This window comes from Pseudomonas sp. G11 (assembly GCF_029457515.1).
GTDB lineage: Bacteria > Pseudomonadota > Gammaproteobacteria > Pseudomonadales > Pseudomonadaceae > Aquipseudomonas > Aquipseudomonas gorinensis.
On the sequence record NZ_CP120377.1, the window covers coordinates 2,666,519 to 2,678,018 of the forward strand.

At 58.6% G+C, this 11,500-nt stretch carries 14 protein-coding genes and 1 pseudogene; all 15 read right to left on the reverse strand.

Annotation, left to right across the window (positions count from 1 at the left end; translation table 11 throughout):
* Positions 1 to 7: 7 nt before the first annotated feature.
* Positions 8 to 379, reverse strand: coding sequence for a TIGR03745 family integrating conjugative element membrane protein (locus P2T68_RS12360; protein ID WP_069551356.1), 372 nt, complete (start codon positions 377 to 379; stop codon positions 8 to 10).
* Between the two features lie 17 nt (positions 380 to 396).
* Positions 397 to 636, reverse strand: a complete 240-nt coding sequence (locus P2T68_RS12365; protein ID WP_069551357.1) for a TIGR03758 family integrating conjugative element protein — start codon at positions 634 to 636, stop codon at positions 397 to 399.
* Entirely contained in the window at positions 633 to 965 is a 333-nt protein-coding gene (locus tag P2T68_RS12370; protein WP_159994840.1) for an RAQPRD family integrative conjugative element protein, read from the reverse strand. Before P2T68_RS12370 ends, P2T68_RS12365 begins: the two co-directional genes overlap by 4 nt.
* Before the next feature lie 699 nt (positions 966 to 1,664).
* Entirely contained in the window at positions 1,665 to 2,645 is a 981-nt protein-coding gene (locus tag P2T68_RS12375) for an integrase domain-containing protein (protein ID WP_159994842.1), read from the reverse strand.
* A 138-nt stretch (positions 2,646 to 2,783) separates the two neighbouring features.
* Positions 2,784 to 3,512 (reverse strand): TIGR03747 family integrating conjugative element membrane protein, encoded by a 729-nt coding sequence (locus tag P2T68_RS12380; RefSeq protein WP_159998768.1) that lies wholly within the window; start codon positions 3,510 to 3,512, stop codon positions 2,784 to 2,786.
* 40 nt (positions 3,513 to 3,552) lie between these two features.
* Positions 3,553 to 5,712: a type IV conjugative transfer system coupling protein TraD gene (traD, locus tag P2T68_RS12385; RefSeq protein WP_159994844.1), complete on the reverse strand. Its 2,160-nt coding sequence runs from the start codon at positions 5,710 to 5,712 to the stop codon at positions 3,553 to 3,555.
* A 9-nt stretch (positions 5,713 to 5,721) separates the two neighbouring features.
* Positions 5,722 to 6,237, reverse strand: coding sequence for an integrating conjugative element protein (locus tag P2T68_RS12390; RefSeq protein ID WP_159994846.1), 516 nt, complete (start codon positions 6,235 to 6,237; stop codon positions 5,722 to 5,724).
* The gene (locus tag P2T68_RS12395) at positions 6,234 to 6,782 is read right to left on the reverse strand and encodes a lytic transglycosylase (protein WP_159994848.1); all 549 of its coding nucleotides are present in this window, start codon (positions 6,780 to 6,782) and stop codon (positions 6,234 to 6,236) included. Before P2T68_RS12395 ends, P2T68_RS12390 begins: the two co-directional genes overlap by 4 nt.
* The gene (locus P2T68_RS12400; RefSeq protein WP_159994850.1) at positions 6,764 to 7,483 is read right to left on the reverse strand and encodes a TIGR03759 family integrating conjugative element protein; all 720 of its coding nucleotides are present in this window, start codon (positions 7,481 to 7,483) and stop codon (positions 6,764 to 6,766) included. The genes P2T68_RS12395 and P2T68_RS12400 overlap by 19 nt, the downstream gene beginning before the upstream one ends.
* 9 nt (positions 7,484 to 7,492) lie before the next feature.
* Positions 7,493 to 8,164, reverse strand: a complete 672-nt coding sequence (locus tag P2T68_RS12405) for a chemotaxis protein (RefSeq protein ID WP_159994852.1) — start codon at positions 8,162 to 8,164, stop codon at positions 7,493 to 7,495.
* On the reverse strand, positions 8,161 to 8,703 hold the full coding sequence (locus P2T68_RS12410) for a PilL N-terminal domain-containing protein (protein WP_159994854.1): 543 nt from the start codon (positions 8,701 to 8,703) through the stop codon (positions 8,161 to 8,163). Before P2T68_RS12410 ends, P2T68_RS12405 begins: the two co-directional genes overlap by 4 nt.
* A gap of 106 nt (positions 8,704 to 8,809) precedes the next feature.
* Positions 8,810 to 9,556 (reverse strand): annotated as a pseudogene (locus P2T68_RS12415) (ABC transporter substrate-binding protein).
* Between the two features lie 52 nt (positions 9,557 to 9,608).
* Complete coding sequence (radC, locus tag P2T68_RS12420; RefSeq protein WP_159994858.1) at positions 9,609 to 10,103, reverse strand: DNA repair protein RadC; 495 nt, start codon at positions 10,101 to 10,103, stop codon at positions 9,609 to 9,611.
* 100 nt (positions 10,104 to 10,203) lie between these two features.
* Positions 10,204 to 10,461 carry a hypothetical protein gene (locus tag P2T68_RS12425; RefSeq protein WP_093432336.1) on the reverse strand — a complete coding sequence of 86 codons (258 nt, stop codon included), beginning with the start codon at positions 10,459 to 10,461 and terminating at the stop codon, positions 10,204 to 10,206.
* A gap of 69 nt (positions 10,462 to 10,530) precedes the next feature.
* Positions 10,531 to 11,112 (reverse strand): STY4534 family ICE replication protein, encoded by a 582-nt coding sequence (locus P2T68_RS12430; protein ID WP_159994860.1) that lies wholly within the window; start codon positions 11,110 to 11,112, stop codon positions 10,531 to 10,533.
* Positions 11,113 to 11,500: the final 388 nt, after the last annotated feature.

The window sequence follows — 11,500 nt, forward strand, 5'->3', positions numbered from 1 at the left end:
GCCAACCTCACAGAATCGCGGCCGCCTTGGTCAAAAACCAGATGATGATCACCACCAACAGGGCACCGATGCCGACTACAGCACCCAAGTCCTTCCAGGTCTTGCGCTGGTTCTGCACGTCGGCATAGACGGTCAGCGAATGCCAGGCCACACCGAGAAAGGCGAGCAGGGCGATCAGCAGACCCAGCAGGATGCCGCCGTCGTAGGCGTAGTTTTTGATCGTCTCGATCAAACCAGATCCTTCGCCACGCGAAGGGGCTTCCATGGTCGGGAGTTCGGCAAAAGCCAGGCTTGGACCGAGCACCAGCAACAGACCGATCAAGCGCAGGTTCGCACGATCACGCAGGTTGTTTTTCAGGGGGACAAGGCACTTGAGCATGACGGCGATCTCCTGGTTTAGGAAAGGGTGAAGAACATCAGAACCAACAACGCGAGCAACACGCGTGCAGTGCTGCCACCGAAGAAGCCGAAGCGCACACTGCCTGTCGCCCATCCCCGGTAAGCCGTCCACATCACCCAGGTACACCAAAGCAAAGCCAGGACGAGAACCAGGGACAGCCACAGTGTCGAACTGCTTTGCGCCGAAAAGCCGGAGGCGTTTTGAAAAGCGGAGCTCTGAGCGTCAGTCATGCTCATGGCGACGGCTCCGCGGGCAGTGCGTCCAGACGGTAATCGCCGACCAATTCAGTAGCATCGCGGGGTTGAGCGCGAGAGGGGGACATATAGCCCTGCACCCCCTGGCGAATACGTTGGATGTCCTTAGACAGACGGAGATAGTCGAAGCGATAGCGCTCGACTGGTTCAGCCGTGCTGGCTGCCTCAGCTCGTGTCGCAAGGCGTTCGATGGTGTCGAGTTGCCGCTGGATAAGGCTGAGTTGATCCTGCTCATGAGCCGAGGCGGCATAGCTGCTGCCGTGAACGATAGCCAGCGAGAGTAGTAAGCAGCGAAAGACGGTAATCGGCATGATGCTGTCCCATATGGAGCTGGGAGCAGAATCAAGTCAAAGGTCGAATTATTCCGTAAGAAACCTGAGGTCTAATGAATCGCTTTTTCTGGGGAGGTACTGGAGATGTTTACTTACAGCTATGTGGTCCTTCGATCTTTGATGGAGAGAGTGGTTGAGGCTCTAGGGAAATTCCACTCTCGATGAGTTTCGTTGGTGACGGTATCCGTTTCGTAAGGACACCCAGCAAGGCTGCCTCGGAGTAGAACGGATGGCCGAAATCCTCGCTGCCGACTCGTTTGTCTGTCACAAAAAACGGACGTGCAGTGCGCCGGGCACATGCTGAATAATGGCCAAGATAACGCCTTTGTGCCGCTCGCTGGACAGTTACGGATTCCTTTTATACTGACGGGTAGTAAGTAGATTTTGATAGCAAAACGGCCTGCATCGAACACCACAAGAATTGATATGGAAAGTGATATGGCTATCTCTGACGAACATAAGAGGCTGACGGCGCTGTGAGCGAACTGGTTCCGCAAAAGAGTCTTTGGCGTTATTGCCACGGAGCTGACTTGCGATCGACACCACATGTAGTGGTCCAGAGGAAGAGACCATGCCATTCCCAAAGATCCACCAGCACAGTTCACACGTACCTACTGGTCCGATCATGCCGGACTACGTTCGCGAGCAGTAGGAACAGCGCCATATCGAATGGCTTGCTCATGTTCGACTACCAATGTAAGTCGATAACAGGTCGATACGGCCGAGTCCCAACTCGTAGCTGATTTGCACTCGGGCATCCTGATCTAGGCGTCGGTCGAGTTGGTAGCAACGGCCACCGTTGATGGGCGCGAGATGATGAGTGATCTGCTCATAGCGCTCGCACGCATAGGCGACCCGAAGTTCGTGGAAGCCTTTGAGGTTGTGCGAATGGAGGATCTCTCGTGCGGGGCGGACGATTTGCCGTTGTAAATCGACATAGCGTTCGTTCGGTGCAAGCAGGTTGCGGCTACCGTTGGGCGAAACCTGTTCGGCAAATTTCAGCGCTTCATGAATAGGATCATTTACCGTGATCCAACGAAGCGCCGACGCACGTGAGCGGCCACCTTGGATGCCATCTCGGATGTTGATTTTGCCGCAGTGTTCGGTCTCATGTTTTAGGCGCGGTAGATCGGCCAAAATGGCCTCGCGCAAGCGCATGCCGGTGGCTCGCGCCAACTGAACGATAGCCGCCGCGCGCGGCATTTGGTGTTCGCAGAGCGCGTCAACGATCCGCGTCACCTGCTCATGGTCTTGGCCTTGCGGCGTCGAGCGACGAACACTGGTACGCCGCATTCCCAAGGCCTTACTCGGGCTCGGCACCGCCACAGACTGATCGCCGCGAAGCGCCGCCATAGTCCGGTTCACGCTGGACAACCGGTTTTGTGCGGTGGCGATGCCGATAGCGCCTTGTTCAACTTGTTGGCGCAGATGCCCTGCGTAGTCCAGCAAGGTCTGCCGATCTATCTGTCGCGCATCGTTAAACCCCGGCCCATCCTCCGAACGACACCAGCGGACAAACGCCTGCCAGCGATCACTGTGCGCCTTGACCGTGGCGTAATGCCCGCCGCCAAAAAGATCGCGCAAGGCTTGCGGTCCGGCATAACTCAGTTGTCGGCCATAGCCAAAATTGCGCCCATCTCGTCTACCAACCAATGCCATGATCAAACTCCTCTCGAAGCCAAACACCTGTGAGGGTTGTCCACTAACGCGGGACTGGCGGCTCCTTACGACCGGGAGCTTGGGCCTCTCATGAGCTAACCTCCTGAACACTTCCGCGGATAAGCATTTGTGTCGCACTCAGAGATATTTTTTGAATGTCGCCGTCGTGATGGCCATGGCGACCCCGAGCATCACGGCGCAAGGCAGAAGTACCGCCATTGGGTTGAGCGAAAAGGGTAGGGACAGGTAAAGGATCCAGGGCACGATCAGCAGTGGGATGACCGCTCGCTTGGCCCGATGATAGACAAAGCTGCTTTCGCGCCCAGCGCCGAATTTACGCAGGTCGCGGCGCATCAAACCATCGATGAAGCCGGTGAGCATGGCCAGCAAAAGCAGGGGGGTCGCCAAGACCAGAATGGTCAGACGCACCACGAAAGTGAAAGTGACATACACCGCCGCCAGTACAAAATCCTCGATGCTCACATACAGCTGATTGAGCTCGCTCCAGAAGCCGTTGTCCTGGCTCGACGCCCGCGCCTGCTGGGCGAAATCCGTAAAACCGGTCTTGACCAGTAACCACTGCTGGAGGAAAGCCAGCCACTGGACAATCGTCTGTCCAGGCTGTTGGATAATCAGTGAGGATGTGAAGTGCTCACTGAGCCAGCCCAGTTCGCGACTCAGCATCGCCTGACTGTGTCGCCAGCCTTGATCACCCCAGAACAGCAGCAGACCGGCCCACTCGATCAGAATCGAGAACAGCAACGAGGCGATCAGCAAACCGATGACGTGCAGGACCAGGTTAATCGCCGAGACGATTAGCCCTGGGCGCTGGATGGGTTGCGGTGGAGGGTTCTGAGCTGAAGTCATCCTTCTTGACTCCGCGAGATGCACAGCAGGGCCGACGGCGTCATGGGGCCTCCTGAGCAGGAACACTTGCATCCACCGCTGAAGAAGTGCGTGGAGGCGTAACCCGATCTGGATCGAAGTCGAGCGTCGGGCCGCCGCCACTTGCACTCCACCAGTGACCCGCCTGTTCGTTGTAGCTGGTGCGCATCCGCTGGGTGAGCTCCTGCAGATCCTTGGGCATCGCATCGTCGGGAGAGGGCCTGGGCAGTGGCATACGGACTTTCCAGAGCTGCCCGCCCACCTGGAAGGAGAACATTTGCCCCTTGGGCAAGCTGACGATGTGAGCCGGCTCGATCAGGGGCACGCAGGTGCTGCTGACCCGATCTTGGGAGGACGAAGTGAAGTCCGTGTTGGCCTCCGGGTCGGAGGTATCGGTGGCCCCCGAGACCAGGGTTTTCGTCAGCACGTTGATCTTGGGCAATTGTTGGGTGAGCAGTTCCGCGGTGGCGGTTTCGCGCACCCGGAGCATCTGCAGGGTGTTGAAGTTACCGATGACCTGGCCGGCTTTGGCCCGGTTGCCGATGCGTGCCTCAATATCGCTGAGGGTTTGGGTGTAAGCCGTGACTTGGATACCGGCACCGCCGCCCTTGTTGATCAGCGGAATGAATTCATCGCCCATCAACTCGTTGAACTCATCGGCGTGCAGGTTGATCGGTAGCTTGTCGGCGCTGCTGCCAGCGGTAGGCAAGCCATGGTCGATGCCATGCTTGTAGATGTGTCCGGCGACCGAGACCAGATCGGCGAACATGGAGTTGCCCACGGCAGCGGCGACCTCGGCATCGGTCAGTGCATCGAGGCCGACGTAGACGATGCCGCGCTTACGGATGATCTGTATCCAATCGAAGATCGGTCGTGGGTCATTCAGGTCGGTGTAGTTGGGGGCCAGCAGTTGGGAGGTCTTGCCGGTGGTGAGTTTCTCCAGCAGCGGCAGTAGGGAGGCAACGATTTTGTCGAAGTAAGTACGGTCATATCGCACCGCCGAACGCAGTCCATCCATTACCGGATCAAATACCCGCTTCACCGCTAGGTACTGCTCGATCGCCACCACGCGCTTTTCGCGCCCGATCATATGCCGGGGAATGTTTTTCTCGGTGAGTTTGCCTTCAAGCTGGACGATCACTTCCCACGCCTTCGGGTCAGTTTTGGCGAAAAACTGCTGGGCGTATTCGATGAACAGTGCGTCGATGTTGACCACATGCCGTTGGATCTGCAGGTAGTCTGGACGTCGGCCTAGCTCGATCAGCGCTCGGGCGATGATGTTGACGAAACGCCAGGCGAACTCGCGAAAAGCCGCAGAGTTACCTTCACCGCTAAGCTGCCCGGCGATGCGTGACGCCACTTCCGAGATACGACCGAAACGTCCCACGGCGTTGTAGCGGGCCGAGATTTCTGGCCAGCCCAGATGGAAGACATAAAACTCCTTCTCCCTACCGGCACGTTTGGCTTCGACGTACATGCGCTTGAGCAGGTCGGCATCGCCCTTCGGATCGAAGACAATCACTACCTCGTGTTCAACGCGGTGTATGTCCTGGGTGATGTACACCTCGGCGAGTCGCGTTTTGCCGACACGGGTCGTGCCCAGCACCAGGGTGTGTCCGACCCGTTCGCCCAGCGGCAGGCTGACTTCCGTTTCGTTGGGTTCGACCCCATGCAACAGCGGCGAACCACCGACCGGGGGCAAAGGGCGCAACGGATTGAAGGCGCTGTCCCAGGCCGTGACACGCGCCAGTGACGAGAGCGGAAACGGTGCATGCTCCAGGCGGCGTTCGAGTTCACGTGCCAGCCGGTAACAGGTCGGTTGGTCGACATAGTGGGCGACCGCCGGATCCTGGGCTTCGACCAGGCGCTGGGTGTGCAGGCGGGTCCAGCGAAAGCCGCGCCCCATAAACAAACGCTTACGGCTGACTGGAATCTGTCGGCTGGTCAGTTCGTAGCGGGGCAGCCGACGGATATTGCGCCGATAACGCAGCACCTCCCAGGCTTGTCGCAGCCGGATTAGGCCGAACAGGGCATAGGCCAGCGCCGCAACCAGACCGATCTCGGGTGACAGGGCCACAGCCCAGGGCGAGTACACGCACAACACCGCGGCAGCGATGCAGATCGCTACGGTGTACAGCTCCACCGCTGGCCGGAGCTTGGACTCCATCGCATGCTCGGCCATGACCTGGACTCACTGTTCCAGTGAGGTGGCAGTGATCAAGACGGGATAGTGCTCAATCTGCAGGCGGGTGGCGATGTCGTTGCCGTTGACCGGCAGGATGGTAATGCCCGGAGCGGCTGCTCGAATCCGGGCCAGGGCTTCATTATCGGCCACTTCGACGGCGAGGCCAGCCGCGCCCATTTCCTGCAGTTCAGCAGCGCGTTGACGCAGCCAAGTCAGCGACTGGGGATCGTCACCGACCAGGAAAAATGGCCGCAAACCAGGCATGCTCAGGGCGCGAGGCGTGATTTTGCCGGGGCTCAACTGAGAGCTGCGGACGGGTAGTATCCAGGCTTCATCGGCAAACGTGGACAGGTCCGCATGCATGGCCCGATCAGGCTGGATCTTATTGTTTATTAGCGGCCTGGCAACCTGAAAATGGGGGCGGGTGAAGTCGCTAGGCTGATCCCCGGCTACGGTCAACTCCGGCTGCGCGAAAGGTGCCAAGAGCAAGATGAAGTAGCATGTAAGTGGCATTCGCTTCATGTTGGTGTGTCCTGTTTGAAGGCAATCAGCAGTCGTTCGAGTTGCCGGGAAAAACCTGCGCGGTAACGTGCGGCTGGCGCTCCTCCCGCCGGGCGGTGATAGCGTCCGGCAGCCAAAACCCAATCACCGGTGGTAGCGTGATGCTCCTGCAACAGCTCGGCGGTCACCGCGAGATTTCGGTAGGGATCAAGGGCTTCGCAAGGGCTGGAAAAACGTTGTCCGTGATAACCCAGGTTGGTTTGCCCGAGACCGGCATCGACCCGCTTGGCGTCATGTCGGGCGAGTGCCTGAAGCAAGGCGTGACAGGCGGCCTGGCGAGTGGCGAAGCGGTAGGGTGTTCCGGCGATGTTCAGGGTCCAAGGCCAGGGCAGCAGTCGACCACGGACGCGGGTACCACTCTCCTGCAGGGCAATCGCGAACAGCACCGTAGAAGGGATGTCGGCGTCATGCGCCGCCAGTTGGTAGGCAGGAGGCGGAAGTTCGTCAGCCTGGACGGCGAGCATTGTCAGCATGAGCGCAATACCACTCAGTCGAGACGTTGCCATTGTCCATTCACCTGTTGAAATGTGGCGGGCAACGACCCCGAGGCACCCAGGCTGAACCAGCGACCACGGTCATGGTTCAGGGTGATTTGCCGGCGTTGAACCTTGGCCGGCTCGATGTCGGCTTGCCGAGCCCAGCTACGGACGCGTTCATCCTCGCCTTGGCTGCCCACTAGGTAGATATCGAACACCGTGTCGCTGCTTTGCAGACGCTGCGCTTCGGCGGTGCACGCTGGGCAGTGGTCCTCCACAAATAGAGCCTGGCGCGACGCGGCCGCTGAGCTGGTAGGGGGCGGGGATGCCATGCCCTGGATCGGCAGCAGCCCGGGAAACAGCTTGGCCCAGGCTGCGGTGTAAGCGTTTTGGTAGGCCAACTCGCGCTCGGCGCGTTTGGCTTCCAGCGCCACCTGTAATTCGGCATAGCGCTGGCGCTCTTGGTCGGTCTGGGCCTCAACCCCAAGTGCGGTCAACGGATCGAGGTTCGGGCTCCAGAAACCGCGTGGACCGGCTTGGATCTGTTCGAAGCGCGTCCACTCCTGCTCCGTCAGCCCCCAGCTTGCCGCCTGTTCAGAGTCAGAGCGCCCCAGGGGAGCGGACTGCGTGTCCTGGATCCGTGACTGTGTCGCGACGGGGTTGCCCACCGCAGCGCCCATGGCCAGTAGCGAAGCGAGACAGACAACGGTGGGCAGTAGCGCTCTGTTCATGATCACTACTCAAGGGAGGTGCACGGTCTGATCTGGCTGAGCGGCCACCGCGAAGATGGCTGAGTTCGGCTCCAGTATTTTCAGGCGCCAAGCCCCTTGCTGCTCACCGCTATGTAGCAGCCGGACATCCGTGAGCGAGCGACTGTCATGAGGTGCGACCGCCAGAAAGCGCTCACCCCCGCGGGACTCGACACTCAATACTGAAAACGGTGGCGAGAGCGGGTTGGGTTTGGGGCGAGCGGTCTTTTTCGGTTTGGTCGCAGAAGGCGTCGGCGGTGGAGGGAATGGCTTGGTCCTGAGGTCCAGGAGCTGCTGCTCGACCTGTTCAATGCGTGCGCGCAGCGCTGTCAGGTCTGCCTGGGTGGCGCGGGCTGCGAGACCATCACGCAGTTCCTGTATCTCTTGCGCCCACTGATCCAACATCGGATCGAGGGTATTGGCCTGTTGCTCACCAGTATCGACCATCTGCTTCAGGTCTTTCAGCGCGTACTGCAGCTTCTCCTGGGCGTCCTTGAGGGCGCTTGAATCATGTTGCAGGGTGTCCAGGGTTTGTCGGTATTGCGTGTTCGTGCTCTGCAGTTCGGCCACGCGTTGATACTGGTTATACAAACCACCGCTCAGGCCGGCGACCGCCAAGCAAAGCAGCCCAATAATGAGGGTTTGAAACGTCGAGGCTCTCATGGGCGTGCCTCCAACAGATGGGGCGAGACGGGTGTGATCAGCGCGACGCCGGCCTCCGTTTTCTGCTGTTCGAAGCAGACCGAACGGCTGACTTCGTCGGTCGTGAGTTGCCAGGCGGGGCCAGCCAGCACTTGCAGCGCGCGGCGCAAAGAGATCGGGCCGAGCCGGTAATGGGCTGCGGGCAGGGGCCGAGTAAACAGCACCCTCACGGACGCGGTAACGGGGCAGAGCGAATAGCCTGAACGCTGCAATACGTACTGCAATGCATCCAGCACAGAAGGGTTCAGGCTGGACGGGATGCTCACGTCAATGATTTGGGCAAGAAGATCGCGTTGTTCCGTGGTGGGCTCGGTGCTGACCAGCGTGTAGCGGCCATAACGAAGCTCTGCCGGATGGCTTTCTTCGGCTATGCCCCTCGAGTGCTGGGCCCGATTGGAGCCACTGTCGATCTCTGGATTGGTCGGCAAAGGGTTGGGGATTTGCGCGGTGCAGGCGCTCAACAAACCCAGCAGGCAGACAGGTGTGAAAAAACGCTCCATGGAAGAAACCTCATGTCAGATTCAGTGCAGAACCTGACATGAGGTGAAGGAGCGATTCCGTGAGAAAGTTGATTCAAGGTGGGTCGTGTTAACGCTGAACACGTTGCTATTCATCGAAAATGGCGAGCCCAACCAAGACGGCAGCGTCGGGGTCGAAGATCAACAATCGCACATCCGCCAATGCCGCCAAATACAGTACGTTGACCAAAGTTTCCGGTGTGCCTGCGTCGAGTTGTTCTTGTCTCAAGCTCGAATAACGATTGCCCTCAATGTTCAGCAAGTTCTCGTCCGTCCATGGCGTGCCGATCAGTTTGCAACCGATACCGCAGCAATCTGGCAGCGTAAAAAGCTCGAACAAGAGGCCGGTTTGCCTCGGAACGAAGTGACTGACCCACTCCTGCAGATAAAGCACCGCTTCTTCGGGAAGGTGCGCGGTACTGATTTCCCAGACTCGACTGTAGTGTCCTGTTTCGAAGCTCAAGTGATGGACCATGGCTTGGGCCTTTTCCAGGGAGTACAGATCACCGAGGTGATGCCGCTCGTTGAGCATTTCGCCCATCACAGCCTAGATCACTTGGCGCACTAGCCCGCTGGACTGACAGCGTTCATCCAAATTAACCGGAATGGAGTGGCCTTCGCTGATCACGGCGAAATCGTCATTGAACAGGCAGGGGAACAGTTCCAGCTCGTCGTCGGACAGATGGGCTTGTGCATCATGCACTGGTCGAAAGCAGGGAGGGCAGTCGTCTTCGTAGGTGATCAGTAGCAGCCGTTCGATATGAAGGTTGTCGTAACTGCGAGCAAATGGGTTTGAGGCCGCCAGCAGGGCTGCAGCTTGGTATGTGGGGTTCATGAAGGTTCTCCAGAATGAAAATGAACAAGGCGCCCGAAGACGCCTGTGAGGGTTAAAGCCAGCCATGTTCGGCAAGGGAGAGAGGACGACCTTCACCGACGATGAAGTGATCCAGTACGCGCACTTCGACCAAGGCCAAGGCCTCCTTCAACCGTGCGGTCAAGATGCGATCCGCCTGGCTGGGTTCCGTACAACCTGAGGGGTGGTTGTGAACAAAAATGGCGGCCGCGGCGTTATGCGCTAGGGAGCGCTTAACGACTTGGCGGGGGTAAACGCTGGCACCATCAATGCTGCCGTGAAAGAGGACTTCGAACGCCAACACCCGGTGTTTGGCATCGAGAAATATCACACCGAAGACTTCATGCTCTTGTTGCACAAGGTGCAGTTTTAGGTATGAAGCCACGGCGTCAGGCGACGTCAGGTTAGGGCCGCGGGCGAACAGCCGACGATCCAGAATATGCAGTGCTTCGTCGATCACCTGGTTTTCTTGGACAATGCGATCAGCCTCGAAATCCGAGGTCTCAATCAGTGTGAGCTGGGTGCTCATGGTGGTACCTCCGAAGGGAACAATCAGGGGTACACGCCCGAGGGGAGTGGTGTCCCCGAGGTGGGTGTGGAGTCGCGGGCGTTAGCAGATGGCGCGCTGTTTACAGTCGCGTGAATCGGTGGCGTTGACCGTGTAGGGGCGAACTACAACCGTCGCAGGGCAATGGGGAAAAAGCTTTTATTCCCCAGCCAGTTTCGGGATCGAAGTCGGCACTGATGGGCATTAACCGAACCAGTTCTCGATGGATGCCGGCGATGCGTTTCTCAATTTCATCCGTCGTGTAATAGAGCGATAACGTGCTGTAGTCCTCGTAAGCAGTAGCAAACAGGCAGTCGTCGCAAAGCCAGAAGGATTCCATGTCGTTCTCCTGTGCTATTGAAGAAAAGGCGCTCGAGGGAGCGCCTTTATGTGGAACATCGTTGACTGTTCAGGCGGACTGAACGGTACGGGTGGCATGACGGCGGGCCGTGTGGGGAGTGGGTAAAGATTCAGGTTCGACCTGAGCCTCTGTTGGTTCGTCGGTCCCCTCAGCTTCGGCCTCAGCCGATGTTGGAGATGGCTCACTGGTGGGCGCTTGCTCAGCAGGTGCTGTTGCTTCCTGCCTGGCGGGCGCTTTGTATTCGAACGTGCCGTTGACCTTGATCCAGTCGATGAACAGCAAACGACCTTTCAGACTGGCGCCTGGTTGGCCTTGTTTATCGCCTTTCTCGTAGAGAAACGGATCAATCCATAGATCGCCGATACGGAACGACAGCAAGACCTTTTTCTCGGCGTTGACAGCGTCCATGTAGAGACGAATCAAACGTTCAGCTTCGCCTCCAGCGACCTTGCAGTCGAAGCGGGTGTACTCCACGGCATCGGTGGCACCGTGCAGGGCGGCGATATCGCAGGCCATGAAGGGTTGGCCGCGGCGGACTTGTACTTCACGAACACGGTTGAGGTAACCGATACCGGTGGTGTGCAGATTGAAGTAAGTGGTCGCTTCTTGGGATTGGTTGGCGTGGGCCATGGTGGTTCTCCTGTTTCAAGGGAAAACGGCGACGCACAGGCCCTGACGGGGAAGTGAGCCCCCGTCAGGGTGGGTAAGGTGAAGTCGAGCGATGAACGACTCGCCACCGGCAAGCCGATGACGATCAGAACGATGCGTCTGGGGAATAGCTGTGCAGCAGAAAACCGTCTGAGGTGGTGATCCGCAGGCATGGGGTAGTGGGCATTCATCACCGCTGAAGCGGTAACCGCGCGAGCTTCCGAACGCTGATCGCACTTGGGTAAACCACCACGAACGTGGCGTAGCCTTGAAGGTTCTGGCTACCTGGGCTGGGCTGTCAACGACAGCGAACCACGCCCTTGGTATAAGCCTGTCATAGGGGAGCGTCAAGACGCTGCAACCGGATTTT

What these genes read in the sequence shown, in the direction of transcription:
- P2T68_RS12360 (WP_069551356.1), bottom strand. Translation starts at nt 379, where the DNA reads ATGCTCAAGTGCCTTGTCCCCCTGAAAAACAACCTGCGTGATCGTGCG.
- P2T68_RS12365 (WP_069551357.1), bottom strand. Translation starts at nt 636, where the DNA reads ATGAGCATGACTGACGCTCAGAGCTCCGCTTTTCAAAACGCCTCCGGC.
- P2T68_RS12370 (WP_159994840.1), bottom strand. Translation starts at nt 965, where the DNA reads ATGCCGATTACCGTCTTTCGCTGCTTACTACTCTCGCTGGCTATCGTT.
- P2T68_RS12375 (WP_159994842.1), bottom strand. Translation starts at nt 2,645, where the DNA reads ATGGCATTGGTTGGTAGACGAGATGGGCGCAATTTTGGCTATGGCCGA.
- P2T68_RS12380 (WP_159998768.1), bottom strand. Translation starts at nt 3,512, where the DNA reads ATGACTTCAGCTCAGAACCCTCCACCGCAACCCATCCAGCGCCCAGGG.
- traD (WP_159994844.1), bottom strand. Translation starts at nt 5,712, where the DNA reads ATGGCCGAGCATGCGATGGAGTCCAAGCTCCGGCCAGCGGTGGAGCTG.
- P2T68_RS12390 (WP_159994846.1), bottom strand. Translation starts at nt 6,237, where the DNA reads ATGAAGCGAATGCCACTTACATGCTACTTCATCTTGCTCTTGGCACCT.
- P2T68_RS12395 (WP_159994848.1), bottom strand. Translation starts at nt 6,782, where the DNA reads ATGGCAACGTCTCGACTGAGTGGTATTGCGCTCATGCTGACAATGCTC.
- P2T68_RS12400 (WP_159994850.1), bottom strand. Translation starts at nt 7,483, where the DNA reads ATGAACAGAGCGCTACTGCCCACCGTTGTCTGTCTCGCTTCGCTACTG.
- P2T68_RS12405 (WP_159994852.1), bottom strand. Translation starts at nt 8,164, where the DNA reads ATGAGAGCCTCGACGTTTCAAACCCTCATTATTGGGCTGCTTTGCTTG.
- P2T68_RS12410 (WP_159994854.1), bottom strand. Translation starts at nt 8,703, where the DNA reads ATGGAGCGTTTTTTCACACCTGTCTGCCTGCTGGGTTTGTTGAGCGCC.
- radC (WP_159994858.1), bottom strand. Translation starts at nt 10,103, where the DNA reads ATGAGCACCCAGCTCACACTGATTGAGACCTCGGATTTCGAGGCTGAT.
- P2T68_RS12425 (WP_093432336.1), bottom strand. Translation starts at nt 10,461, where the DNA reads ATGGAATCCTTCTGGCTTTGCGACGACTGCCTGTTTGCTACTGCTTAC.
- P2T68_RS12430 (WP_159994860.1), bottom strand. Translation starts at nt 11,112, where the DNA reads ATGGCCCACGCCAACCAATCCCAAGAAGCGACCACTTACTTCAATCTG.